This window comes from Noviherbaspirillum aerium, assembly GCF_008929045.1.
GTDB classification, from domain to species: domain Bacteria; phylum Pseudomonadota; class Gammaproteobacteria; order Burkholderiales; family Burkholderiaceae_D; genus Noviherbaspirillum; species Noviherbaspirillum aerium.
The window spans coordinates 28,436-53,579 of sequence record NZ_VFAH01000015.1 but is presented as its reverse complement, the minus strand read 5'-3'; the positions used below and the strand labels follow the sequence as shown (position 1 = coordinate 53,579).

The 25,144-nt window shown below is 61.3% G+C and carries 28 protein-coding genes; 12 read left to right on the top strand and 16 right to left on the bottom strand.

The genetic code is table 11. The features are described from left to right. Nucleotides 1-230: 230 nt before the first annotated feature. The 5 genes from FH061_RS19785 to FH061_RS19765 form a co-directional block, all read right to left on the bottom strand. The gene (locus FH061_RS19785) at nt 231-1,373 is read right to left on the bottom strand and encodes a M48 family metallopeptidase (protein WP_151637563.1); all 1,143 of its coding nucleotides are present in this window, start codon (nt 1,371-1,373) and stop codon (nt 231-233) included. Then, nucleotides 1,370-2,173 carry a TIGR00266 family protein gene (locus FH061_RS19780; RefSeq protein ID WP_151637562.1) on the bottom strand — a complete coding sequence of 268 codons (804 nt, stop codon included), beginning with the start codon at nt 2,171-2,173 and terminating at the stop codon, nt 1,370-1,372. The genes FH061_RS19785 and FH061_RS19780 overlap by 4 nt, the downstream gene beginning before the upstream one ends. Nucleotides 2,174-2,270: 97 nt before the next feature. After that, a complete protein-coding gene (locus tag FH061_RS19775; protein WP_151637561.1) occupies nt 2,271-2,759 on the bottom strand; it encodes a DUF6644 family protein in 489 nt (162 codons plus the stop codon). Continuing rightward, entirely contained in the window at nt 2,759-3,097 is a 339-nt protein-coding gene (locus FH061_RS19770) for a DUF6152 family protein (protein WP_151637560.1), read from the bottom strand. The genes FH061_RS19775 and FH061_RS19770 overlap by 1 nt, the downstream gene beginning before the upstream one ends. A 168-nt stretch (nt 3,098-3,265) precedes the next feature. Next, the gene (locus FH061_RS19765) at nt 3,266-3,784 is read right to left on the bottom strand and encodes an Lrp/AsnC family transcriptional regulator (protein WP_151637559.1); all 519 of its coding nucleotides are present in this window, start codon (nt 3,782-3,784) and stop codon (nt 3,266-3,268) included. A 237-nt stretch (nt 3,785-4,021) separates the two neighbouring features. Between FH061_RS19765 and hppD the strand changes: the two genes are divergently transcribed. From hppD to FH061_RS19745, 4 genes are all read left to right on the top strand, one after another. After that, nucleotides 4,022-5,098 carry a 4-hydroxyphenylpyruvate dioxygenase gene (gene hppD / locus FH061_RS19760; protein ID WP_151637558.1) on the top strand — a complete coding sequence of 359 codons (1,077 nt, stop codon included), beginning with the start codon at nt 4,022-4,024 and terminating at the stop codon, nt 5,096-5,098. Between the two features lie 206 nt (nt 5,099-5,304). After that, nucleotides 5,305-6,492: an amino acid aminotransferase gene (locus FH061_RS19755; RefSeq protein ID WP_151637557.1), complete on the top strand. Its 1,188-nt coding sequence runs from the start codon at nt 5,305-5,307 to the stop codon at nt 6,490-6,492. Nucleotides 6,493-6,516: 24 nt separating this feature from the next. Further along, on the top strand, nt 6,517-6,819 hold the full coding sequence (locus tag FH061_RS19750) for a 4a-hydroxytetrahydrobiopterin dehydratase (RefSeq protein ID WP_151637556.1): 303 nt from the start codon (nt 6,517-6,519) through the stop codon (nt 6,817-6,819). Nucleotides 6,820-6,859: 40 nt separating this feature from the next. Beyond that, a complete protein-coding gene (locus tag FH061_RS19745; protein WP_151637555.1) occupies nt 6,860-7,573 on the top strand; it encodes an SDR family oxidoreductase in 714 nt (237 codons plus the stop codon). A 98-nt stretch (nt 7,574-7,671) separates the two neighbouring features. Here FH061_RS19745 and FH061_RS19740 read toward each other — a convergent pair whose 3' ends face one another. From FH061_RS19740 to FH061_RS19725, 4 genes are all read right to left on the bottom strand, one after another. Beyond that, nucleotides 7,672-10,158, bottom strand: coding sequence for a penicillin-binding protein 1A (locus tag FH061_RS19740; RefSeq protein ID WP_151637626.1), 2,487 nt, complete (start codon nt 10,156-10,158; stop codon nt 7,672-7,674). Between the two features lie 288 nt (nt 10,159-10,446). Then, entirely contained in the window at nt 10,447-12,144 is a 1,698-nt protein-coding gene (gene ybaL, locus FH061_RS19735; protein ID WP_151637554.1) for a YbaL family putative K(+) efflux transporter, read from the bottom strand. A gap of 388 nt (nt 12,145-12,532) precedes the next feature. Further along, nucleotides 12,533-12,958: a hypothetical protein gene (locus FH061_RS19730; RefSeq protein ID WP_151637553.1), complete on the bottom strand. Its 426-nt coding sequence runs from the start codon at nt 12,956-12,958 to the stop codon at nt 12,533-12,535. Between the two features lie 143 nt (nt 12,959-13,101). Next, nucleotides 13,102-13,419 carry a hypothetical protein gene (locus FH061_RS19725; RefSeq protein ID WP_151637552.1) on the bottom strand — a complete coding sequence of 106 codons (318 nt, stop codon included), beginning with the start codon at nt 13,417-13,419 and terminating at the stop codon, nt 13,102-13,104. 494 nt (nt 13,420-13,913) lie between these two features. Between FH061_RS19725 and FH061_RS19720 the strand changes: the two genes are divergently transcribed. Both FH061_RS19720 and FH061_RS19715 read left to right on the top strand, forming a co-directional pair. After that, nucleotides 13,914-14,594 carry a hypothetical protein gene (locus FH061_RS19720; protein ID WP_225984741.1) on the top strand — a complete coding sequence of 227 codons (681 nt, stop codon included), beginning with the start codon at nt 13,914-13,916 and terminating at the stop codon, nt 14,592-14,594. Nucleotides 14,595-14,704: 110 nt separating this feature from the next. Further along, nucleotides 14,705-15,007, top strand: a complete 303-nt coding sequence (locus tag FH061_RS19715; protein WP_151637551.1) for a hypothetical protein — start codon at nt 14,705-14,707, stop codon at nt 15,005-15,007. A 25-nt stretch (nt 15,008-15,032) separates the two neighbouring features. Here FH061_RS19715 and FH061_RS19710 read toward each other — a convergent pair whose 3' ends face one another. The 3 genes from FH061_RS19710 to FH061_RS19700 all read right to left on the bottom strand — a co-directional run bounded on the left by FH061_RS19710 (nt 15,033) and on the right by FH061_RS19700 (nt 19,084). Continuing rightward, nucleotides 15,033-15,974: an alpha/beta hydrolase gene (locus FH061_RS19710; protein WP_151637550.1), complete on the bottom strand. Its 942-nt coding sequence runs from the start codon at nt 15,972-15,974 to the stop codon at nt 15,033-15,035. Nucleotides 15,975-16,088: 114 nt separating this feature from the next. Continuing rightward, entirely contained in the window at nt 16,089-17,582 is a 1,494-nt protein-coding gene (locus tag FH061_RS19705; RefSeq protein ID WP_151637549.1) for a DUF3482 domain-containing protein, read from the bottom strand. Beyond that, nucleotides 17,579-19,084, bottom strand: a complete 1,506-nt coding sequence (locus FH061_RS19700) for a DUF2868 domain-containing protein (protein ID WP_151637548.1) — start codon at nt 19,082-19,084, stop codon at nt 17,579-17,581. The genes FH061_RS19705 and FH061_RS19700 overlap by 4 nt, the downstream gene beginning before the upstream one ends. A 244-nt stretch (nt 19,085-19,328) precedes the next feature. Between FH061_RS19700 and FH061_RS30585 the strand changes: the two genes are divergently transcribed. Then, nucleotides 19,329-19,523 (top strand): type 2 periplasmic-binding domain-containing protein, encoded by a 195-nt coding sequence (locus FH061_RS30585; RefSeq protein ID WP_192805152.1) that lies wholly within the window; start codon nt 19,329-19,331, stop codon nt 19,521-19,523. A 170-nt stretch (nt 19,524-19,693) separates the two neighbouring features. Here the strand turns inward: FH061_RS30585 and FH061_RS19690 are convergent, their stop codons facing one another. Continuing rightward, a complete protein-coding gene (locus tag FH061_RS19690) occupies nt 19,694-20,107 on the bottom strand; it encodes a nuclear transport factor 2 family protein (protein WP_151637546.1) in 414 nt (137 codons plus the stop codon). Nucleotides 20,108-20,355: 248 nt separating this feature from the next. Here FH061_RS19690 and FH061_RS19685 point away from each other — a divergent pair, with 248 nt between their 5' ends. From FH061_RS19685 to FH061_RS30580, 5 genes are read left to right on the top strand one after another with little or no spacing between them, the layout of a single operon-like run. Beyond that, on the top strand, nt 20,356-20,565 hold the full coding sequence (locus tag FH061_RS19685; RefSeq protein WP_151637545.1) for a hypothetical protein: 210 nt from the start codon (nt 20,356-20,358) through the stop codon (nt 20,563-20,565). 53 nt (nt 20,566-20,618) lie between these two features. Further along, nucleotides 20,619-20,741: a hypothetical protein gene (locus tag FH061_RS31500; RefSeq protein WP_264158747.1), complete on the top strand. Its 123-nt coding sequence runs from the start codon at nt 20,619-20,621 to the stop codon at nt 20,739-20,741. Between the two features lie 49 nt (nt 20,742-20,790). Further along, a complete protein-coding gene (locus FH061_RS19680) occupies nt 20,791-21,048 on the top strand; it encodes a type 2 periplasmic-binding domain-containing protein (protein WP_151637544.1) in 258 nt (85 codons plus the stop codon). 32 nt (nt 21,049-21,080) lie between these two features. After that, on the top strand, nt 21,081-21,290 hold the full coding sequence (locus FH061_RS19675) for a hypothetical protein (protein WP_151637543.1): 210 nt from the start codon (nt 21,081-21,083) through the stop codon (nt 21,288-21,290). Continuing rightward, entirely contained in the window at nt 21,287-21,424 is a 138-nt protein-coding gene (locus FH061_RS30580; RefSeq protein WP_192805151.1) for a hypothetical protein, read from the top strand. The genes FH061_RS19675 and FH061_RS30580 overlap by 4 nt, the downstream gene beginning before the upstream one ends. Nucleotides 21,425-21,603: 179 nt before the next feature. On the opposite strand, the gene FH061_RS19670 is transcribed toward FH061_RS30580, so the two are convergent. The 3 genes from FH061_RS19670 to FH061_RS19660 form a co-directional block, all read right to left on the bottom strand. After that, nucleotides 21,604-22,629 carry a Bug family tripartite tricarboxylate transporter substrate binding protein gene (locus tag FH061_RS19670; RefSeq protein WP_192805156.1) on the bottom strand — a complete coding sequence of 342 codons (1,026 nt, stop codon included), beginning with the start codon at nt 22,627-22,629 and terminating at the stop codon, nt 21,604-21,606. 104 nt (nt 22,630-22,733) lie between these two features. Next, a complete protein-coding gene (locus FH061_RS19665) occupies nt 22,734-23,969 on the bottom strand; it encodes an ABC transporter substrate-binding protein (protein WP_151637541.1) in 1,236 nt (411 codons plus the stop codon). Nucleotides 23,970-24,054: 85 nt separating this feature from the next. Next, complete coding sequence (locus tag FH061_RS19660; RefSeq protein ID WP_151637540.1) at nt 24,055-25,107, bottom strand: cyclase family protein; 1,053 nt, start codon at nt 25,105-25,107, stop codon at nt 24,055-24,057. Nucleotides 25,108-25,144: the final 37 nt, after the last annotated feature.

Here is a 25,144-nt window from a genome sequence, read left to right as displayed (position 1 = left end):
GGCGTACTCCATTGAAGGAATTGGAAAGTCCTTATGCTACGCGCACTCCAATCATTGCAGAAGCGATGTAAAGGGACGTTTTTCTTCGGTAAATTCGAAGCATTGAATAAATGCAAGTTGACAAGCGTGTTGCAAAAGTAAAGAAATCCGCTCGGCTTGGGACGCTTGTTCTGCATGCTGATGCAAGCTCCATTTGTAGAGCAGGCATTCAGCCGAGTTGATTCATGCGCTCAATTGGCGACCAGGGGCTGGCGTCCAGCGGCTTGGGATGACAGTGAACGTTTTATCTGCTTCCATTCGTAAGGCAGGGGTGCATATTGCCGATGAGGCAATGCAGCGATCAGACTACGCAAGCGTTCCTGCCGCTCGGCGGACGCGGGGTGCGTGGCAAGGATAGCTGGCGCCATGCTGTTCTCCTTGCGTGCGAGTTCGCCAAAAAAATCCGCCATGTGATGCGGTGCGATGCCGGCATCGAACAGGCGACGCAGTCCTTCGCGGTCCGCATCCGTTTCCGCGTCGCGGGAAAACTTAAGTTCGGTCAGCTTGCCGGCGACACTGCCCAGCGCCGTACCTGACCAGTCACCGATGGCTAGCGAAAGCAGGATGCTGAAACCCGCCGTCTTCATCAGATTCTTCAGGCTGTGCCGCTGCTCGACATGCGCAACCTCATGTGCAATCACTCCCGCGAGCTCTTCGGCATTTGCCGTCTGTGCGATCAGGCCGGAGTAAACCACGATTACACCGCCGGGTGCGGCAAAGGCATTGATTTCCTTGCGGTCGGCAATGAACCAGCGGTATCGATACTGCGATCCTGTAGTCAGCCTGGCGCCGATGGACTGGACTGCTTCATGCACCGGGCCGCTTTCGATGAGCTTCATCTGGGCACGCGTCTGCGCAAGGACAAGGTCGCCGATGCGCGCTTCATGGCGCGCGGGAATTTTTTCCGCCGCCCAATCGGCCAGGCGCCCGAGATTGAAAAGAAAGGCAATCAGCAGCAATAACGGCAGGGAAATAACAGCGCCGTAGAACAGGAACGCCGCACCGAAGCGGCGTCCCATCTTGCGCTGGCTGCCCGCGGCTTCGGCAAATGCCGCACGCAGCGGCGCGGGTGCTCCTGAAACCAATTTGGCGCGATCGTCTTGCGCCTCTACGAAGAAAGTATAGTTTCCATCCACTGTCTTCCACGACAATCTGGTCTGATGCAGGTTGAAGCCTGCGGCTTCGATTTGCAGGCTTGCGCTGTCAGTACGATATATCGTGTGTCCCGCCTGCACAGCCAGGGTGGATCCCTCCCACCATGCCCGCGCGCTGGCACCGGCACCGGCAATCCCGGTGCCGAACAGCCGGCCATGGAACGACGCTGCCGCGTTCAATCGTCATCGCCTCCCAGCAACCCGCCCAGCCCGCCGACCGCGCCTGCGCCGAGGAGGGAGCTGCTGCCCGACGAAGCTGCCGCAGGGGTTGCCATCATGAGGCGGTTGGCAAGGCGCGACAGCGGCAAGGACTGCAGCCATATCTTGCCCGGGCCGCGCAGGGTGGCGAAGAACAAGCCTTCGCCGCCGAAGATGGCGGACTTGATCTTGCCGACGAACTTGATGTCGAAGTCCACCTGCGGCTGGAACGCCACCACGCAGCCGGTATCGACACGCAGTACTTCGCCCGGCGCCAGGGTTTTCTCGACCAGCGTGCCGCCGGCGTGGACGAAGGCCCAGCCATCGCCTTCCAGCTTCTGCATGATGAATCCCTCGCCACCGAACAGGCCTGCGCCGAGGCGGCGCTGCAGAGCTATACCCAAGGACACGCCCTTGGCCGCGCAGAGGAAGGAATCCTTCTGGCAGACCAGGGAGCCGCCGATCTCGGCGAGGTGGATGGGAATGATCTTGCCCGGATAGGGCGCGGCGAATGCCACGCGCGCCTTGCTGCCGCCTTCATTGTGAAACACCGTGGTGAACAGCGATTCGCCGGTCAACAGGCGCTTGCCGGCGCCAAGCAGCTTGCCGAACAATCCGCCTTGCTGCGAGCCGTCGCCGAATACCGTGTCCATTTCCACGCCATCCTGCATGAACATCATCATGCCGGCTTCGCCGACCGCCGCCTCGCCCGGATCGAGTTCGACTTCGACATACTGCATGTCCGAACCGAAGATTTCATAATCAATTTCATCCATTGCCATTGCCTTCTCGCTTTCACAGATAGATTGGATTGGTGTCGGGCGAATGCGGCAGCGCCCCGCGGCATTATAGTCGGCGCCGATTCGCGAGGTCACCTGTTCAGGTATAGGCCAGCAGGCGACCGCAGGCAATGACGGCGATCCAGAGTGCCATCGACAGCGCGGCATGGAAGCGAGCCAGCGAAGGTGCGCTTGCCTGGGTATTCCATCCATCAACGGTTTGATAGACGCCGGTATGAAAGATGGCCGCATTGATGCCCGCCGCCAGGATCAGTAGCAGCTTCAGCTGAAAGACCCGATTGCTGATGAAATCTCCCGGATGCGCGGAAAACATCATCAGCCCTGCCGGCACCACGAGAAACAGGCCTAAGACCGACCAGCGCAGGAGATGCCTTGCCATTGCCGTGACCGGCAGGTTTTTCGACAACCCCAGCAGGCGCAGGTCGAACATGAACACCGCTCCGACAAGGAAGACAAAACCGACGATGTGGAAAATTTCCACGATGGGATACATCCACAGGCTGGACCGCATCCCGCTTCCGAGCGCGGTGGCTTCCAGCCAGCCGAAACTGCCTCCCATGGGCTGCATCAGCGCAGCTCCGTGGTCTTGTCGCCAACGGTAATGCGCTCGGCCCTCAGCTCCTCGGGCTTGTTGCGGTTGGGGTAGCCATAGACGGTCGCCTTGCCGCCAACATTGAGCATCTCTTTTTGCAAACCCCGGTTTTCCATGCGTGTCGGCGGAGCCAGGACCACGTTCCATGTCTTGTCGGCGGTCTTGAGCTGCACATAGCCATGCGGATGGGAATAGCCCGACTCCTGAATCGTCCCCGAGAGCTGCAGGGGCTTGTCGGCATCGTATTCACTCCAGCCATGGTGGGCAAGGGCACCAGTGGCGACAAACATTACGGCAACGGCGAGATATCTCATGGTTATGTCCTCATGGTTGATGGCGGCGAACGCTGCGGGTTGCAGTCATGCAAAATGCGGTGACGCGAATCTCGAATATACCGCGTCGGGCAGGAGCCGATAGCACGGTTGAACGATGTCGAGGCCGTTCCCGTTTGACATGAATCAAGCGCACTTCGAACGCAGCACCTACTTTGAAAACACCAGGCGGCGGCGGGTTTCCACTGGTTGGGCGACATGATCCAGCGGCAAGACATGGGTTTGCTTGATGCGTTTCAGGGCAATATTCGACTTGACGTTGACCACGCTTGGCAGGCGCAGCAGGCGCTTCATCATGAATTCGGAAAACGATGCCAGATCCGGCGTCACCACCCGCAGCACATAGTCGGCTTCACCGCTGACCGACAGGCATTCCAGCACTTCCGGCATGTCGGCGACCGCGCGCTCGAAGGCATCGCCCTGCGCTTCGCCATGCCGCCCGAGCGTGACCGAGGTAAAGGCGGTCACGCCGAGGCCAACCACGTCAAGATCGAGAATGGCGGCGTAATGGCTGATGACTTTGGAGTCTTCCAGGCGCTGAATGCGGCGGCTGACCTGGGAAGTGGACAGGTGAATTTTTTCGCCAAGCATGCTGTTGGTGAGCTTGCCGTCGCGTTGCAACTCGGCAAGCAGCTCCAAATCATGCCGGTCTACCGATACCAGCGACATATTTTCCCTCTTAATGGTGGATTTGTGAACAAAGTGTGCATGTTAGAGCCAATATACAGCAAAGTATGCGCACATATTGCATCTGTGGCGCACTAAAATCCTTGAATGACGAATTGACCATGAAGTGGTCAAAGATCACAGAACAGATGGATGCGACGACTTCGTTCAGTCCAACCTCCGCAAGCGGCGAAAGCATGCATTCTTTCCTAGCGATTCTTACTTAACCGGGAACACAACATGTCCGATATCTTTGAAAATCCGATGGGCCTCATGGGCTTTGAATTTGTCGAGTTCGCATCGCCGACACCCGGTGTGATCGAGCCGATCTTCGAAGCGCTGGGCTTTACCAAGGTGGCCACCCACCGTTCCAAGGATGTCCATCTGTACCGTCAGGGCGGCATCAATTTCATCGTCAACAACGAGCCCAAAAGCATCGCCTCCTACTTTGCCGCCGAGCATGGCCCGTCCGCCTGCGGCATGGCTTTCCGCGTGCGCGATGCACACAAGGCCTACAACCTGGCGCTCGAACTCGGCGCGCAGCCGGTCGAGATTCCGACCGGCCCGATGGAACTGCGCCTGCCGGCGATCAAGGGCATCGGCGGCGCGCCGCTGTACCTGATCGACCGTTTCGAAGACGGCAAGTCGATCTATGACATCGACTTCGAATTCATTGAAGGCGTGGACCGCAACCCGAAGGGCGCGGGCCTGAAGATCATCGACCACCTGACCCATAACGTCTACCGCGGACGCATGAGCTTCTGGGCCGGCTTCTACGAGAAGCTGTTCAATTTCCGTGAAATCCGCTATTTCGACATCAGCGGCGAATACACCGGCCTGACATCAAAGGCCATGACCGCTCCCGACGGCATGATCCGCATTCCGCTTAACGAGGAATCGAAGAAGGGCGGCGGCCAGATCGAGGAATTCCTGATGCAGTTCAACGGCGAGGGCATTCAGCACATTGCCCTGCTGACCGACGATCTGCGCGAAACGATCGACCAGCTGAAAATGGCCGGCGTGCCCTTCGTGCCAGCGCCGCCCGAAACTTATTACGAAATGCTGGACGAACGCCTGCCCGGCCACGACGAGGAGATCACCTCCCTGAAAACACGCGGCATCCTGGTCGACGGCAACACCAAGAGCGGCGACAAGCGTCTGCTGCTGCAGATCTTTTCGCAAGCCGTCTTCGGTCCGGTGTTCTTCGAGTTCATCCAGCGCAAGGGTGACGACGGTTTCGGCGAAGGCAACTTCAAGGCGCTGTTCGAATCGATGGAACGCGACCAGATCCGCCGCGGCGTGCTGCAGACAGCCTGATCCGGACGGATTTCGGCCCTGATCCGGTGTCCGCCATGCCGACCCAATGCAACAGAGGTCGACATGGCGGACATATTGTTCTGGTGCGTCGATGCATTGCCAGGGAATGCGCCGGCTTCTGAAAACCGGCGGAGTCCGTGGTATACAGGCATATTCCATCCGGCCATCCTGCGCCGTCTTCATCCAATTTTCCTAGCGAGGCAATAGTGTTCCAGCACGTTGATGTCTATCCCGGCGATCCGATCCTGACCCTGAATGAAAGCTTCGCGGGCGATCCGCGGCCGAACAAGGTCAATCTCAGCATTGGCGTCTACCTGGACGATGCGCGCCGCCTGCCAGTCATGGGGGCGGTGCTGGAAGCGGAAACCGCGATCCTCAAGCAAATCGGCACGCGTCCCTATCTGCCGATGGAAGGCGCGCCGAGTTACCGCAAGGCTGCCCAGGCACTGTTATTCGGCGAGGAAAGCCAGGCCGTGGCGGAGAATCGCATCGCCACCGTGCAGACCATCGGCGGCTCCGGCGCGCTCAAGGTTGGTGCCGATTTCCTGAAGGCGTATTTCGGCAACGCCCAGGTCTGGATCTGCGATCCGAGCTGGGACAATCACCGCAGCATTTTCTCCGGTGCCGGCTTCAACGTGCTTTCGTATCCGTACTACAGCCCGGCGACCCAGGGCGTCGACTTCGAAGCAATGAAAAACGCGTTGCGCGAAGTGCCCGAAGGAGACATCGTGCTGCTGCATGCCTGCTGCCACAATCCTACCGGCGCCGACCTGACCGAACAGCAATGGCGGGAATTGGCGCCGATCTTCCGTGAGCGCCGCCTGCTTGCCTTCTTCGATATCGCCTACCAGGGCTTCGGCGAAGGCATCGACGAAGACGCGTTCGCAATCCGGCACTTCACTTCCGAAGGGCTGGTCTCGCTGGTGGCGAGTTCCTTCTCGAAGAATTTCTCGCTGTATGGCGAACGCTGCGGTTCGCTCAACGTGGTATGTCCCGACAGCGTCCAGGCGGAAAACGTGCTCGGCCAGCTCAAGGCGGCGGTGCGCCGCAACTATTCCAGCCCGCCGACGCATGGCGCCCGCATTGTCGCCATGGTGCTGCAAGACATGCGCGGCCTGTGGGAGGATGAACTCGGCGCCATGCGCAGCCGCATCTTGGCGATGCGATCCGGCCTGTACAGCGAACTGCATGCATTGCGTCCTGAACACAGCTTCGATTATCTGCTCAAGCAGAAGGGCATGTTCAGCTATACCGGGCTGTCGCAGGAACAGGTGCGGCGCCTGCGCGAAGAATTCGGCGTGTATCTCATCGGCTCGGGACGGATGTGCATGGCGGCATTGACGCAGGACACGATTTCACCGGTGGCCGAAGCGATCGCCAAGGTCCTGGAATAAAAGATAAGGAAGCAGGAGAAAGACATGGAGAAATTTGATGGCGCCGCGCGTGCGGGCGCGCTCGCAGGCTTGCCGGCATGGAAATATGATGCGGGGCGCGATGCGATCAGCCGCGAATATGTGTTTGCCGACTTTACCGAGGCATTCGCCTTCATGACCCAGATCGCGATCGTCGCCGAAAAGAACAATCACCATCCCGAGTGGTTCAACGTGTACAACAAAGTGGCGATCACGCTGACCACGCATGATGCGAATGGATTGACGCAGCGGGATATCGACCTCGCCGCTTATGCGGATGCGGCCTTTGCGCGTTTTAACGCCCGCTGACCGCGCGTTGACCGGAAGAGAACAGCAAGAGGAGCTTTGCATGACTTCAGTGACTTCAAATAAGCGGACCGTGTTGATTACCGGCGCGGGCGGCAACCTTGGCCGCGCGGTGGCCGAGGCGTTTGCATCGCAAGGCGCGAACCTGGTTCTGGTCGACCTCGACCGGGCGCGGCTCGAGCAGGCCCACGGCGCGGATCATCCGCAGCGGCTCCTGGCGCCAGCCAATCTGCTCGACAGGGAGCAGGTGGCCAGCGCGGTTGCGGCCGCGGTCGAACGTTTCGAAAGCATCGACGTGCTGTGCAATGTCGCCGGCGGTTTCCGCATGGGATCACCCGTGCATGACACGTCGGATCAGGATTGGAACTTCCTGCTCGACATCAATGCGCGCAGCATGCTCAATACCGTGCGCGCGGTGGTCCCGCTCATGCTCAAGGCGGGCGGCGGCAAGGTGGTCAATGTGGCCGCCAACTCGGCGCAAAAGGGCGTGGCGCAAATGGGCGCGTATTGCGCCAGCAAGGATGTGGTGATCCGCCTGACCGAATCCATGGCGGCGGAACTCCGCGACAGCAATATCAATGTCAATTGCGTGATGCCGAGCATCATCGATACGCCCGAAAACCGGGCGGCGATGCCGGACGCGGATGCCTCGCGCTGGGTGGCGCCGGATGCGCTGGCCGAGGTGATTGCCTTCCTGGCGTCCGACGCCGCGCGGGCGGTACATGGGGCGGCGCTGCCGGTGGTAGGCCGGAGCTGAGACGGCGTCTGCTTGCCGTGCCATCGCCGGGGCCAGGTAACGATCTCTGTTGATGAATCCGGTTGTCCCGGCCCTTCAAGACGGCTCTGTTATCGCGTTCAAGGCTGCGGCGCGATAATGACGTAGCCGTCGTCCGGATAGACCGGAACCAGCACGGTGCCATCCGGCCGGACAACAGCCGGGGGCAGGCCTTGCGGCGGTGGCTGACCGCCATCACGGGCCTGTTCGATGATCCGCTGCATTTCATCGAACTGCATGTCGGGCACGTCCTCCGGGACCGGTTCGTGTAACGGTGGCTGCGCAACTGGCGGCGGAGCGGCAGGCCTCGGCTTCGTTGCACGTACCGGCGATTCCGCCTTGGGCTTGTCCCAGCCTAACCAGTCCGACACCTTCGCCCAGAGCGTGGCGAAGAATGGCTCCGGCGCAGTCGGGAAGCGGGCGCCATTGTCGATCAGGCGCGCCTGCAAGGCCTGGCGGAAAGTGTCGCCCACCATCGGCAGGGCCGTCTGCGCACCCTGGCCCCAGTAGCTGCTGCGCATGGCGAGCCGCGCATCGTTGAAGCCAACCCACGCGCCGGCGACCAGGCGCGGATGCATCAGGATGAACCAGCCGTCGGTATTGTTCTGCGTGGTGCCGGTCTTGCCGGCGACATCGGCATGGACACCGTACTGGCTGCGGATGGCGCGCCCCGTGCCCTGGGTGATGACGCCGCGCAGCATGTCGGTCAGGTCTTCAGCGGTATTGGCCGACATGGCGCGTTCCGGTTCACTGGTGAAGGTTTCGAGCACCTTGCCCTGCCTGTCGAGAATGCGGCTTACCAGTATCGGCTTGCGCAGTTCGCCGCCGCTGGCGATGGTTCCGTAGGCCGTGGCCATTTCGAGCAGGGAAACCGGGCTGGTGCCGAGCGAGAGTGCGGGAACTTCATCGAGCTTGCTCTGGCTGACGCCCAGCCTGCGCGCAAACGCCGCAACTTTCGCCGGACCGATTCCCTGCATGACCTGCGCCGTGATGGTGTTTTTTGAATAGGCCAGGCCCTCGCGCAACGTCATTTCCCTGCCGCTGATGCCGGATGCATTGGTCGGCCGCCAGACGCTGCCGTTCTTCAATTCGATTTCCACTTCGCGGTCGACGAAACGCCGGGCGGGAGACATGCCTTTCTCCAGCGCCGCGCCATAGACGAAGGGCTTGAAGGTGGACCCCGGCTGCCGCCTTGCCTGGGCCACATGGTCAAACTGATCGACGGCATAGTCGCGGCTGCCGACCCAGGCCTTCACATGCCCGGTGGATGGATCCAGGGCGACAAAGCCGGTTTCAAGACGGGTTTTCTCGGCGCGCAGCGCATTCATGAAAGCCGCATCCTTCTTCAGTTGCATCAGAGCCTGGTCCGGCGCCGTGCCGGACGCGGTCAGGCTGCGATAGGCGTTGGATTCGCGGATGAAGGCATCCACCAGCGCGCCCTGGGTACGCCACCAGTGAGCCCAGGGCTGCACCTGGCGCCGCATCGCGCGGTAGGCGGGAGCATGCGTCGACATCAGCGCCGGCGAGGAGAAGCCCCATTCGACATCGGCCACCGCCTGCAGGGCCTCCATGCGCCGCTCGATGGCTTGGCCGGCGAACTGCTGCAGCCGCGAGTCTATCGTGGAGACCACCACGAGTCCGTCGGAATACAGGTTGTAGTCATTGCGGTCGGCCCAGTCGACCAGCCACTTGCGGACATGGGCCGCCAGGTGCGGCGCCCGGCCGACCGGCTCCGGCTGGCGCTCGAAATCGAGCCGCATCGGCCGGTTCTTCAGGCTGTCGAATTCGGCGCCGGAAAGCGCGCCGCGCTTGAGCATCTGCGCCAGCACGACATTGCGCCGCTTGACCGCGCGTTCACGGTTGAGTACCGGATTGTAGTAGCTCGTTCCCTTGAGCATGCCGATCAGCGTGGCGCTTTCCAGCACGTTCAGCTTCGCTGCCGGCTTGTCGAAATAAGTGCGCGCGCCCATCTCGATGCCGAACGCGTTGTACAGGAACGGCATCGTATTGAGATAGGTAAGCAGGATCTCGTCTTTCGAGTAGGCATACTCGATCTTGAGCGCGGTGATCAGTTCCTTGAGCTTGCGGTTGATGGTGCGCCTGCGGCCGATCTCTTCCGGATACAGATTGCGCGCCAGCTGCTGCGTCAGTGTCGAACCGCCTTCCGGATCGCCCTGCAGGGTGCGCAGGATGCCGGCCGCCGTGCGCTTGAGATCGACGCCGAAATGCTGGTAGAAGCGATGGTCTTCCGTGGCGATGAGCGCCTTGATCACGTGCGGGGAGATCTCGTCCAGTTCCACCCATTGCCTGTTCAGGCGTTTGAAGACGGCCAGTTCCTTGCCGTCCTCCGACATCAGCACGCTCGGCGACTCCGCCTTGGCCTTGCGCAGGTCGGCGATGCTGGGCGTGAACGGGATCAGCAGGATTGCATACGCAAACAATGACGCCAGGCCGAGTACCGCGCTTGCCGCCGCGGCCTTCATTAGAGCGGCAAATCTTGCGCTCCATCCCTGCCCGGAATCGATGACAATCTTGAAATAGCCGATGTAACGATGGTACAGCCGCATCAGGCGGGCGCGAAGCAGGCTTTCCTGCGGCTTGATTTCTGCTTCCAAAATGACTTCCTGTCTTGTCTCTGGGCTTGCGGTGTTTCCTTGAAGCCAGCGTCTTGCCTTGCTCCGGAATGTGCTTGGCCGAAGCGTGATTATACGAAGTCATTCCTTATCGCAACAGGATTATGGACATGAGGGAACGATTTCGGCCCGACCTGCCTTGTCGAGGCTGAGGCTGAGGCTGAGGCGGATTGCCGTACCTCGTTCGCATCCCGGTATTTGCATCTGTATCCGCACAGGAGCTTATCTTGCCGAAACGGAAAGTTCGCTGGTTGCTGCGGACAGAACCAGGGACGCCATGCCCTCCGCGATTTCCCGCTCGCCCATGATGGTGTGTGTTGCGCCATGCTTTTCGAGATGCAGCATTTCGGCGCTGGAATGCGCGCGCGCGACCACTTCAATTTGCGGACTGAGCTTGCGCGCATGTTCGATGATCTGCCCGGCCTCAAGCACCTGTGGAATGGCAATCAGCAGCCAGCGCGCGTCCGCGCCGTTCGCCGCTTCCAGCATGCCCGGCGCCGCGGCGTTGCCGTACAGCGCCGGAATGCCGTCTGCCCGCAGTGCCTTCACCACCTCGGGCTGGTCCTCAATGACGATGAAAGGGCGTCCCTGTTCCGTCAATACGCTTGCGATCAGATGCCCGACCCGGCCGAAACCCACCAGGATCACGTGGTCGCGCAGGGGTGGCCACGGATTTTCTTCCACGCCGGCCGGGGAGGGAAGGCTGCCCGGGACGTAGCCCTCGCGCCGCTTCAGCTGCGGAGTCATGCGGTCCAGTATGCCAAAGAGCAATGGATTGAGCAGGATGGAAAGAATCGCTCCCGCCAAAATGAGGTCGCGGCCGGTCTTGGACAGCAATCCGAGCGACATGCCCAGCGTGGCAAGGATGAAGGAAAACTCGCCGATCTGCGCCAGGCTCACCGAAATGGTCAGCGCGGTTCGCAAGGGATGGCCGAAGATGCGCACGATCGCCGCGGCGGCAAGCGATTTGCCGATCACGATCACGAACACGGTGGCGAGCACCAGCAGCGGTTCGCGAATCAGGATGGAAGGATCGAACAGCATGCCGACTGAAACAAAGAACAGTACGGCGAAGGCGTCTCGCAGCGGCAGGGATTCTTCGGCGGCGCGGTGACTGAGTTCCGATTCGCTCAGGATCATGCCGGCGAAGAATGCGCCCAGCGCAAATGACACGCCGAAGCCATAGGCCGAGCCAAGTGCGAAACCGAGCGCAATGGCCAGCACGCCAAGACGGAACAGCTCGCGATTGCCCGTGCTGGCGATGCGCTCCAGCACCCACGGTATGAGGCGTCGGCCGACGATCAGCATGACGGCGACGAAGGCGACCACCTTGCCGAGCGTGAGTGCAAGCGTGGTCAGCAATTGCGTGGTTGTCAGCGCCTCACCCTTGCCGCCGAGCAGGCCGCTGAATGCGGGAATCAGCACTAGGGCCAGCACCATCGCAATATCTTCAACGATCAGCCAGCCTACCGCGATCTGTCCGCGCCGGGTTTCGAGCAGCCGCCGTTCCTGCAATGCCGTCAACAGCACCACGGTGCTGGCAACCGACAGGGCCAGCCCGAAGATGAGGCCCTCGCCGAGAGGCCAGCCTATGCCCCAGGCCAGGCCGATCCCCATCAGGGTGGCGAGCACGATCTGGGCTACGGCGCCAGGAATGGCAATGCCCTTCACCGCCAGCAGGTCGTCCAGAGAAAAATGCAAGCCCACGCCGAACATCAGCAGAATCACGCCGATTTCCGCCAATTCCCCCGCGAGGTCCATGTCGCCAACGAAACCCGGCGTGAACGGACCGATGGCGATACCCGCCACCAGATAGCCGACCAGCGGAGGAAGGCGCAGGCGATTGGCAAGTGCGCCAAAAATGAAGGCGAGCACGATGCCGGCGACAATGGTGGAAATAAGCGGGGTGTGATGTGGCATGGGGCAGCCGTTTCCTTTCAATGCAGGGGAAGAGGTTCGGGAGATGACGGACTGTCTGCGCTGCGCTTGCGGGCAGGTAGTGCAGGCGGCCGGAGGCTTGCCGGCGGACCGGCGACGTGCGTACGCAGTCCGAAATCGGTTTGGATCAAGTCCAGCCGCAATCTCAGTCGCAACCGGGGCTTATTCTAATGGCAAAAGCCGGTCGGCTCCTGTCCGGCATGGGATGCTCGCGCTCCCATGCCTTGCTGTCCATGCAAGAGATGAGAGGCCCGACCTACAAATGATGCAAAAATTCACGTTCGCGCCAAAATGCGGCGGAAACCGGGGAGGGAAGCGCAAACCGTGTCCGGCAAGTGCGTCGCCGGCACGGAAGAGCCGCTGTGGAGTTTCAAGCTCCCGTCGCTGCCGGGGAAGCGGAGGGCGGGTTGCCGGTTTCCACCTGTTCGGATGGCGCTCCGGGCGCCGGATAGGCGATGTCGAATGCTTCGTCGAATGTCTTGTAGGTCATGCCGTTGGCGGTAAACCCGCCCTGCGACTCGGGGCGAGCTTCAAGCTGCGCCTTCATGCGCAGATGACGCTCCGCCGCAGGTTGCAGCACGCGGACCATGTTTTCCAATTCCGCAATACGCTGGATGCAGGATTGAATTTCCGAAGCCGCTCCCGCAGCTTCGGCCTGGCTGCGGCGCGCCTGCTCGGCAAGTCCGGCATTGCTTGTTCGTAATTCCGCGATTGTCTGCGCCGCTTTTGCGACCAGCGCAACCAGATCATCGAGCGCAGCGCCGTGCTTGACGGCCTGCTGTTGTGTGTCTTCCATTCGTCAGTCCAGATAATTGCTACATGGAACGTTTAGGTGCAGGGGTGGCATTTCAGTTCCTCTGACTTCTCCGTTCCGATACGGTTTGCGATTATTGCAGGTTCCGGCGCGACCGGGCGTTTGATTCGCGATGGGCCGGATTTTCACCAAAGCCGCGTATTTTGACAGGAAGGGAAGCAATTTTCTAATCCTTGTTGTGCGCAGCCGCGCAGCAGGCGATTGGCGAGGAGAAAACGGACATCGGCCGGACACCGGCACGCGTGCAAGACAGGTGCCCTTTCGGAACAGGCACATCCGCCACGGCATACCGGGTGGCGGCGACGAAAGCCTGGTTTTTTCTTCAGGAATGCCGGTTTGATACTTGCCTCGATGATTAATGAACCGGCGCGAATATTTTTAAATATGTCATTTGCATCCGCCGTGCCGGAGATGAATGACCCGGCCGTCTTGGATAATTTCATAATGCCGGGCGTAATACCTGCTCGATTCGCAAGGTTGATGTCTCGATTGCGTCCGTGTCGACGGCATGCTGTTGGTCGCTACACCAGCAAATTAAAAGTTCTACATCTAACAATTCGCATTAAACATCCGCACTTAATTAAAAATTAAGATTAACCATGTCGCGTTTTAAGAACAAACGTCCTCGCATTGATATAAGTCCAATCAGGCACCTTGCGGAAATAACAATCTAATACCGTGCCGGAAGTGTCCCGCACAAGATGCGCCGCATTTCTGCCTGCGGCAATCACCTTACCGATGAATTGACAAGGAGCGGAGCATGAGTGGAAACGTAGGTCTTGTACTGGCCGCCCTGCGGTCTTCAATATGCAGATGCATGGAAAGCGTCCTTGGCGGGTGCGTGTGGGCAACCGCGAACGCGGCATGGGTTCAAGCCTGTCCGGGACATGGTCGAGCGCCACGGCGCGACAGACTTCCCCGGGCCCTTTCGGTGTTGATGCTGACGGCTGTTTTATTTTCGCCGGCACAGGCTCAGGAATGCCGATGGGACGGCACTTCGCCCTTTTGCAGCGGCGAATGCGGTGCCAATGAAACGGAAGTCACCAGGCTGGGCGGGATTCCCGATTTCTGGGTGCCTCCGTTCGTCAACCAGAATCCGCCGTTCGGCGCGAACTGCCTGACAGGCACCAAGGCATTGTGCTGCAAGACGCGCGGACGTAGCTGCCGCTGGGACGGCACCGCGCCGTTCTGCGATGGGGAATGCCGTTCCGACGAAGTGCAGTCGACGCCTCCGCCGGGTTCGTCCAGCGGCAGCGGCTGCTGGACCGGTTCCAAGGTCTATTGCTGCAACAAGACCGCCAGTACCGGGCAGGGTCTTACCGAGCGCAACTGCTCCTATGGCCCCGGGACATGCATACAAGGTTTTGTATGGAGAGAAGCAGCACCCGGAGACCGCGTTTGCGTGACGCCCGAGACCCGTGAACAGACCCGCGGCGACAACGCCCAGGCCGCCCGGCGCCGCAATCCGGACGGTGGTCCGTACGGTCCGGATACCTGCCTGCCCGGATACGTCTGGCGGGACGCCTTCCCGGGCGATCATGTCTGCGTGACGCCGCAGATGCGGCAACAGGCCGCCCAGGATAACCGCTGGGCGGCGATACGCAACGCCTGTCCCTAACGCCAGTCCCCGAGCGATTGTCGGCGGGCATCCCGGTGAACCACGGACCGGGGCCGCCCTCTAATCCTGCAGATGTCTTTATCCACCTGTTTAATACGGCGAACCCAACCATGAAATCCCTGGCTACTCTCACTGCAAGCGTCCTCGTACTGGCCGCGACCGCTTCCCTTTCCGTAACCGCAAGCGCCGCCGACAATTCGGCCGCCTCATCCGATGCGAAGAACAAGGCTACGCAATCGACGCAGAAAAAATCTTCGCAGCAATCTCATGATTCGCATTCCAAGACCAGCATGGACAAGGCTCGCCCCGCGACGTCGGGAGACGGAAGCAGCGGCGGCGAGACCGGCGGGCCGGCCGCTACCGGCGGGCATACCGGCTCGACGACCAATAAATCCAACAGCCCCGGAAAGTAAGGGCCGGGGCAAGCATCAAGCCCTGCTACTTCGCGCCAAGATACGAAGCCAGTTGCGCCGCGCATAGTTCCACGGCGACATTGGCTTCGTCGATCACCCGTTCCATTGTGATGAAACCATGAATCTGCCGCTCGAAGCAGATGTGGGCCGCGCGATTGCCGGCTTCGCTCAGGCGCTGGGAATACATCAGGCCCTCGTCGCGCAGCGGATCATAGCCTGCGGTCAATACGAATGCGGGCGGCAGACGGGCGAGGTCCGTATGCAGCAGGGGAGAGGCACGCCAGTCGAGGTCGTGCGCGGAGTCATCGATGTAATGATCGTGGAAATAGTTGATCGTGTCCCGCGTCAGCAGAAAGCCCTGGCCATTGCTGGTGTGCGAAGGGGCGGTGCGCCGCATGTCTGTGGCGGGATAGATGAGGAGCTGGAAGGCGATCGGCAGGTCGCCGGCATCACGGGCCGCGATGGCCACCACGGCGGCCAGATTGCCCCCCGCGCTGTCGCCGCCGACTGCAAGCCGCGAAGCATCAAGGCCGAGCATGGGCGCCTGCTGGCGTACCCAGTAAGTCGCCGCGATGCTGTCCTCGACGGCGGCGGGAAAACGATGCTCGGGTCCGAGCCGGTAATCCACCGAAACGACCGCGCAGCGGGATGCGTTGGCAAGATGCCGGCAAAGCGAATCATGGGTGTCCCGATCGCCGATAACCCAGCCGCCGCCATGAAAATACACCAGCACCGGCAAGGGCCCCGGAGCTGCCGCGAGAGGAATATACAGGCGTAGCGGTATCGCTCCGTTCGGGCCGGTCGCCTGCAGGTCCCGCACTTCGCCAACCTGCGCGGGATCTGGCTGGGTAAAGAAGCGCCGCTCGAGGTAGAACCTGCGGGCATCCGCGACGCTGAGCGTATGCGTCGGCGGTACGCCGCGTTGTTCAATCAGTTCCAGCAATGCCTTGGCCTGCGGATGCAGCATGTCGTCTCCTTGTCTTGTCGTGTCTTGTCGGTTGAGGAAAAGCAAGGACGCCTCTGCGGGCGTCTTGGAAGGGCAAGTATAAAAGCTTTGCGCGCAGCCGGCTTTTATCGCTCCTCAGGCATGCATGGAGCGGGCTTGCATAAGCCGCGGCGCCACCTGGTGCGGATACAGCTTGTCGAGTACCTCAAGGCTCATCCTTTCGAGCGCGACGGCCAGTGCGTCGCCCGCCTGCGCCGGCGTATCCTGGGAGCGGGCTGCGCGCCAGGCATCGGTCAGTGAACGCTCGCTGCCAGCTACGGCGGCTTCGACTTCGCTGGTCCAGAAGGATGGGGCTTCATCCTCGGTGAAATTGCCCCGCCCGCGGCCGAAATGCGCAACGGCGAGGTAGCGCAGCAGCGCGCCGATCACCAGGGTGCGCATGAAATCGTCGGAGAACTGTACCTTGGGCTCGTTGCGGTCGGTCGTCGTATTGAAGGTCCAGGCGGCGCCGGTAAAGGTCAGCGCGCCGACCAGTGCGCCAACCAGCGCGCCAGCGCCGAATGTCATGCCGCCGGCCATCAGATCCGCCGAGACACCGGTGGTGGCCCCGGAGATGAGTGCGCCGAGCAGCCCCGCCTGGCGGGTGTCCACCGGCGCGCGCACCACCACGTTCTTGCTGACGCGCTCATTGATGGTGGTTGCCGCGCCGGCATCGAGCCGGTGCAGCCTGAGCAATTCGATGGTAGCGGCATGGGTGCCGTCATTAAGGCGCTTCATCAGCGCATTCATGGCCTTGTTCACCCGCAGATTCTCGCGCTGCTTGCCCATCCCGATCATCTTGAGGAGGGAACCGAAACTGGAATTCCCTGCCATGTCGACCGCCTCGCTGTCGCGCGCGGCCGCAAGAAGCTGCTCGGCGAGAACCTTCATCGCGGCGCGCAGGCGTTGTTCGTTGGACGTTTCCCATGCCTGCAGAATGAGCTGATACGTCGGCCCGCGCTCCGCAGGAAGCAGTTCACCGACCGCTTCGTAAAACACCCGCTCATGCACCCAGCAGCGAGCGAAAGCGTCGAGCGCCAGCACCTTCCGCACGACCGGATATTCGGCAAGATAGTCCTTCCAGCGTTTCTGCTCGGTCTCCTCCTCGGCAAACGGACGCGGTCGCCCCATCTGGTTCAGCAGGACGATCACCGGCTTGCCCAGCCACTGCAGGATTTTCATTTCCGGTGCGAGATAGCCGGTGTCGCGCGGGTCTTCCGATGAGTTCACGAGGTAGAGCACGATGTCGGCTTCGTCGCGGGCGGTGCGCATGGCTTGCTGGCTGAGCCAGAACGGACGGTCCCGGTAGCGGTCGATGATCTCGCGCAGGAACCAGCCGATAGGATTGTCGGCCATGCTCAACCGCTTGAGGAGCCGCACCGAGTCGCCGAAACCCGGCGTGTCCCACAGCCTGAGCTCCTGTCCGTCCGGCGCCGCAAGCAGCGTGTGCGCCTCCGACAGCGCGGTGACATGCGGCGCATCTCGCACCTCCCCGATATCGAGGCCGACCAGGGTCCTGGCGAGCGTCGTCTTGCCGGCGTTGGTATGGGAAATGAGGGCAAGCTGGATGCGGTCGGATGCGTCGTTCATTGGGCGCGGCCAGAGGTGGCGTGGGTGGCATGGGTTGCAAGGGTGGCGAGGCCGCGCTCCATTTCGGCCGAGCGCGACTCGGGATCGAGAAGATTGATGACTATGGCCTGCACCTTGTGCATTTCGCAGAACTGCAGCCAGAGCGCGGTGCGTTCCCGGATTCTTTGCTCGCCGCCGGCCTGGCCGCCGATCCGTTCCAGGTAGGATGACTCGTCGATGAGCGCGAAGAAGGGCGTGGAAGCGCCCGGTCCCCCGCGCGCCAGCTGTTCGAGGAAGGCGCCGTGGTTTTCCTTTTCCGGCGTCGCATTCATGTTGAACAGGGCGGCGGTCAGCGCGATATCCTTGTCGCCGGCGGTGTCCTGCGGCAGTTCGCCATAGGTGGTGGAGGGCCTGAGCATCACCCGGCTCTGCTCGCCGATCAGCATCCGGGCAATGGAGGAGAGATTGCGGTCGCGCGCTTCATCGACGGTGAAGCTGTAAGGAAAGATCCGCAATATCGACGCCTGGCTGCGGCCGAGGTGAGCGGTAAGCCTGCGGAAATAGGGCTGGCCGATATCAAGGGGAAAACGGCGCGCCAGCCTGCGCGCCTTCCAGCCGGCTGCCAGCGCGAGCAGGAGGCGGGGCAATACGACGAACAGCAGCAGCGTCGCCGCATACAGATGCACCCAGCGCGCGCCGTCCGCCGGGGAAGCCGATTGCGGCGTCTCCAGCGCCCTTACATCCGGCAAACTGAAGCCTTCGATTCCCAACAGCATCGTCGCCGGGGCGAACAGGTAGCTCAGGATCGCATGCACCTGCGATGCGTCGAGAAAGGTGCTTTCCCAACCGGCCCGGTATTCGGTCAGCAGTCCGCGCACATACAGCGACAGGATTGCCCCCGCGGCGAGGCAGGCAGCGGCCAGATGCATGATGCGCTTGAAGCGGGCAGTGCTCAGCGGCATGCTCAGCCTGCTCCATTCCTCCCCGAAGCGGGACAATGCCGTTGCCAGCGGCTGCGGAAGCTTGCGCGGCGCGGCGAGCCTTCCGGTGGCAAAACCCGGCAGCCAGCCGCGGGAGGCTTGCCGCCGGCGTGTCAACGGCCAGAGCAGCAGGCCGAGATAGACGAGCAGGTTCCATCCCAGGATGATCAGCAGCGGCGGCGAGAGGAGGTCGACGCGGTGAGGGTCGGCGATCCGGTCCGCGAGAAAGCCCGCGAGAAGGGCGATCACCGGCAGGCCGATGCCGAGCAGCCGCCATGCGCCGGGGAGCCTGGTAAAGCGCGCAAAGGCCGCATGTCGATCGGCGACTTTCTTCAAAACCTGTTCGGCCCGCTTTGCCAGGAACAGTTCGGCCTGTGCGTCCGGGGTGCGGCTGGCATTCTTGTCCGCCAGTTCCCATTGGGTAAGCTCATTGGCGCTGCGGCTGGCATATGTCCGGTCTTCGTCGGAAAGAACGCGGCGCTCCTGGTCCGCGTTTTCTATCGCAGACATCAGCACCACATCCCTGGCCATCCGTTCGTTCATGTCGCTCCTTCTTGTATCGCTCTCATGTGCTGAAAGGCGCTGAAATGCGCTGAAATTCATTTCCGGCTTATTGTTGCAGACCGAAAAAATTCGCAGTGGTTGCGTCGAAAGCATGCAAGCTTGAGGCAGGCCGATGCGAACGCCGGCCCCGCCCGCAGGCTACAATGCCGGCGCCCGAACGCCAAGCGCATGTTACTTCCTGCCGGATACTTCTGCCATCCCTACAGCAAGGTTCGATTTACAGATGCGTGAATATGCCAGCAGCCTGCGCGGCCAGGTGCGCGTCATGGCCAACATTTCGGCCGTCATCCAGGTCCTGCCCTTCGAGATCCGCTGTTTGTTGTCCGACCATGAGCAGGTCCAAGTTCAGGACCAGGTCGAGGTCCAGTTCCACCTGCAGGAAGACATCAGCACCGGCATCATCAAGGCGGTCGCCTAGAACGCCGCCGACATCGGCATCTATGGGGTCGTGCCGCATGGGCAGGATCATATGCCTTGGGGCTGCATCGGGACGGCATGCGGATGCGCTGCTGCCAACATCCGCGCCAAGGACATGGTGCACATGCAGAAAGCCGAACAGTGGCAACTGCGTCAATGCGCGACTTACAATCACCAGCAGGTCGATGGCATGAAACCAAAGCAAGTCCTGATGTCCGGCGCATGCCTGACAGCGCTGCAAGGCCCGGCGGCCGCCAGAGGCGAATATGCGCCCGGCGCCGGACGGCCATACGCTGCCCTCGCGGTAAGCAGGCGGTGGGCATAACGGCGCGGCAAAACGGTGTCGCTGGCGGTCCGGCGTGTTTGACAGGGTATGAACGTCGATGACGACGGGTCGGCATTGCCGCCTGCAGGTGCGTCGGCTTTTGCGAGAGCGGGCTTCCTGCGCAGCCCGCCCCCGCCTTCGTGGCGATCGGGTTCCCATCCGATATCGTCGGCGTACAGCGCCATCAGACCTGGAATGTCGCCGCTGCGAAATCTTTCATAAGCCTGCTTGACCAGTTCGGCATTGCCTCTCTCGCGCATGATGGCCTCCTGTTCGGATCGCGTTGGCATCCGGGTGTGGCATAGGTCGGCAAATCAAACATGCAGCGGGAGAGCGGCAGGCTGCCGAACCGATCCACATCATTCGGCGTCCCGATCAGCCTTCAGCACGACATTCAAATACTTTCAGTGCAATGAAAATAAGCGGGAACCAGACTGCCCGTGACGCTACACATAGAGGCACATCGTTGTGCAGCATTCAACTAGCTAATTATTTAAAGGAGCATGTTATGGGTATCCAATCAGTTGCGCCATCAGGGGCTGACGCCTACCGCAAGGTAGATGACGACGACAAAAAGGGAGGCTGCGGCAAGCCGGCGTCTTCGCCGGACAGCAAAGACGGCAATCCGGATCCTTTCGACGAGGAGATAAAAAAGCTTCCCGACGGTTGGTTGAAAGATGAACTTAATTTCCTTAAAAATAGTGCTGGCGGAGTCTAAACGACTCTCGATTCATGCCTGCCTGTCCGGCATGCCATCATTGGTGGCGGTGAATGATGGCGTTCCTGCTGCTTGCCGCCGCCCGCGCCCTGATTGCTGCCGGCCTGGGTATGGCTCTCGGCAGCATGGCTGGTCTGGTTTCGGGATTCCAGGTCGTCACACTCTCGTCTGACTAGGCCGCCATTCGATCCGATCGAGGATTTCGCGCAGGGCGCCAACCTGACCGTGGCACCGCAACACATCGCGGTGCGTCCTGAGCGGCCTGTGAAGTCGTTCACCGTTCTGGTGGCGACCTTCACCACGGCACCGCCGCTGCTGGCCCATATCAAGGCCGCCAAGATGCGCGCGCTTGCGGTCACCGGCGGTGCGGCCTTGCCGAGCCTGCCCGCTGTGCCGACCATTTCGAAGATCAAGGGTTTCGAGAAGCTGGATGCATCGTCCTGGTTCGTGGTCTATGCGCGGCCGGCACTTCCAAGCCGATGATCGACAAGTTGACGACCGCAATCGCAAAGATCATGAAGACCGACGAGTTCAGGCGCAAGGCGGAAGAGCGGGGCGCTTATGCGGTCTATATGAATTCGCGGCAGCGCGGCAAGTTCACCGGCAACGAACTGCAAAGCCGGGCACGTTCGCCAAGGCGGCAAACATCTCGGCTGAATATTCCACTCGTCAAGCTGCGTTGTCGGTCGGCGCAATGTCGTCTGCGAGAATATTGGCAAAAATGAATCCGCCGCTGCAGACCATCACGCAGACCTTGAGAGTAAAGACGGTTCTCTCCATCCTGTTCATGTCGGCCCATGTCCTGTTGGAGGAAGCGGGGATAGGTGCTGAAGTCGTGTCTGGCATGCTGGTCTCCTGATGTGATCTGATGTGGAGGCTTCAGCATGCGCTCCGATTCTGACCGGGTGCTGAGAACAGCCTGACGGCATCCTGACAAGCGTAAGGCCGGGCAGTCTGTTTTTGCTTGATGTCCGGTCGAGATAAAGGAACGGCGGCCCGCATGTGACCGCCGTTCCCTTTTCAAGCATGCAACGCAGTTCAATCCACCTTGGCTCCGGAATCCTTGACCACCTTCGCCCATTTCTTTGTTTCAGCCTGGATATGCGCCAGGAACTGTTCCGGCGTATTGCCCACCGGTTCCGCTCCCTGCGCAATCAGCTTTTCCTTGACCGCTGGCGAAGCGAGCGACTTGCTGATTTCCTGCTGCAGCTGAGTCACGATTTCCTTCGGCGTGCCTGCCGGTGCGAGGATGCCGAACCATGAGCTTGCGTCATAGCCGGTGAGCGCGCCGCCGGTCGAGGCGATGGTCGGCACCTGGGGCAGCGCCGCCGAGGGCTTGCTGCTGGTGACGCCAAGTGCGACAAGCTTGCCCGATTTGATATGGCCCATGGCGGAAGGCAGGTTGTCGAACATCAGATCGGCCTGGCCGCCGATCAGATCGGCGATGGCGGGCGAGGAGCCTCGGTAAGGAATGTGCACCATGAAGGTCTTGGTCATGGTCTTGAACAGTTCGCCCGCCAGGTGGATGGACGTGCCGTTGCCGGCGGACGCCATGTTCAGCTTGCCGGGATGCGCCTTGGCATAGTCGACGAAACTTTTTACATCGGTAATTTTGTTCTTTTCCGCAAATGCGGTATTCAAGACCAGCACATTCGGCACTGCCGCCACCAGCGTAACGGGCGCGAAATCCTTGATGGGGTCATAGGGCAGCTTCGGATACAGGGACTGGTTGATGCCATGGGTACCGACGGTGCCCATGAGCAGCGTGTATCCGTCGGGCGCGGCGCGGGAAACGATTTGCGTGCCGATGTTGCCTCCGGCGCCGGGGCGGTTGTCGATGATGACCTGCTGGCCGAGCGACTTGGTCAGCTCGGCTCCCACGGCCCGCGCCAGGATGTCGGTCGCGCCCCCGGGCGCGAAAGGAACCACGATGGTGATCGGCTTGGTCGGATAGTTCTGCGCATGCGCAGCGGACATGCCGGCGAAAGACAGCGCGCCGGCTGCGCCAATGCCTGTGAGGGCGGTGCCCAGGAGACGGCAGAGGCGACGGCGCTTGGTATTCATGTTCATGCTTGCTTCAACTTTCAGTATCTGAATTGAGAACGGTAGTGTAGACCGAAACCATGACAAGTCATTCCTGCAGCATCAAGGCCCGGCGTTTTCTGCCCCTATTTCTTTACCAGCGGACAAGTCGATGCGGACAGCGGCTGGAATGCCTTGTCCGCGGGAATGACCGAGACTTGCTTGTAGTAATCCCAGGGATATTTGGATTCGGATTTTTTCTTGACCTCGAACAGATACATGTCATGCATCATGCGCCCATCCTCGCGGATGCGGCCATTCTTGGCAAAGAAGTCGTTGATCGGCATCTGCTTCATGCGCGCCATGACGGCGCCGGTCTCGTCGCTGCCGGCCGCCTGCACCGCCTTCAGGTAATGCATGACCGAGGAGTACAGCCCGGCCTGGCTCATGTTCGGCATCTTCTTCATCTTCTCGAAGAATCGGCGCGACCACTTCCTGGTTTCCTCGTCGCGGTCCCAGTAGAACGCCGTCGTCAGCAGCATGCCCTGCGCGGCGTCGAGGCCGAGGGTATGCACGTCATTGATGTAGACCAGCAGTCCGGCCAGCCGCTGCTTGCCGCCGGCGGTCAGCTGGAATTCATGTGCTCCCTTGACCGCATTGATGGTGTCGCCGCCGGCATTGGCCAGGCCGACCACCTTCGCGCCCGAGGATTGCGCGCGCAGCAGGAAGGATGAAAAATCGGAGGCGTTGAGCGGATGCCGCACCGCGCCCAGCACCTTGCCGCCGCTGGCATTGATGACGTCGGTCGCATCCTTTTCCAGCGTGGAGCCGAAGGTGTAATCCGCGGTCAGGAAGAACCAGCTGTCGCCGCCGTTGCCGACCACCGCACGCGCCGTCGAATTGGCCAGCGCATAGGTATCGTAGGCATAGTGGACGGTGACCGGCGTGCAGGCGTCGTTGGTCAGCCGCACCGACCCCGGGCCGCTGAAGACGGCGATGCGGTTCTTTTCCTTGGCGATCGGCGCCACCGCCAGTGCCGGACCCGAAGCCGCAACGTCGAGGATGGCATCGACCTTGTCGCGGTCGAACCATTCCCGCGCCTTGTTGGCGGCGATGTCGGCCTTGTTCTGATGATCGGCGTAGACCAGTTGCACCGGCTTGCCGAGCACCTTCCCGCCGAAGTCATCGATGGCCATCTGGGCAGCAGTCACGCTGCCGGTGCCGGTGATGTCAGCGTACAGGCTGGTCATGTCGAGCAGCAGGCCGATGCGCACCGCGTCGTCGGAGATGGCGGCTTGCTGCGTGGATTGCTGGGCTTGAGCCGATGCCGACCAGGCGGAAGTGGCCAGTGCAACGAGTGAAGCGATCAGTGTTGTCTTCATGCTTGTCTCCTTGTCGATTCTTGATTTCTGACTATGGCGCCGCGGGGAGGAGCCTTATTTCTTCCCGTCGCGGGAACATGGGGCCTCATACCGTGGCGATCGGTGTCACCGGCGAGCCCACCGCGCCGGGCAGGCGCAGGGGCGGCGCGGTCAGCATGAAACGGCTGCGCCGGTGAGCATGCAGCCAGTCTGCCAGATCGCGCAGGTACCACAGTTCGCCAAGAGGAATGCCAAGCTTGAACAGGCAGTGATGATGCAGCGGCAGGATGGATTTGCGGCCTTGCATGTCGGTTGCGGGGTAGGCTTCCACCGCATAGTTGTCGGCGCACAGCGCTGCGATGCCTGACTCGGTGATCCATTCCAGCAGACGGGTGTCGCGCCCATTCAGCACGCTGCAGGTATGGTGCAGGACCTTGGGATCGGGATTGCCGGCCATGCGCATTACTGCTTCGGCGAATCCGGTACGCAGAACGAGTACGTCACCGGCCTCGACCTGGACGCCGTCGGCCTGCATGACGGCTTGCAGTTCGTCGTAACCGACCAGCTTGCGCTCGTCGCCGAAGTGCCGCGCGAGGTCCACCAGCACGCCGCGCCCCTGCATGCCGTGCGCTGCCATGTTCTCGATGCCGAGGGCTTCCGCGTGCGACAGGTGCGGGCCGTCGCAGCCGCAGGCGCTTTCCTCGCCCTGCGGACCGTAGGACAACGGCCCCATGATGTCTTCGCCGGCCCGAAAACCGTTGTAGTAGACGATTTCTTCCGTGCCGTCGCCGTCGGCATCGAAACAGGCGCCGACATGCGCCAACGAATCCCATTGCGTCGAATACTGCAGCGTAATGCGCACCTGGTCGTCGGAAATGACATCGACACTGTCCTGATCGACACGCACCATCGGGAAATTCAGCACCGGCTTGCCGTCGTCGCGGTACGTGGGCTCAAGGCGGGGCGGGTGGCGCCGCGGATTGAGAGAGTTTCCGCCTGGCAGGTCCAGCGGCAGGGAAAGGCAGAAGCTGCGCCCCTCGCGCACTTCTGCCGCGCCTTTGAGCACTTGTTCGCGTCCGATGAGATTGACGCGGCCAAGCTGATCATCGGGTCCGAAATCACCCCAGTTCGAGCCGGGTGGACGGTTCTTCCAGCGCATGTTGTTGTCTCCTTGTTCGTCTTGCTTCTTGTTGTTG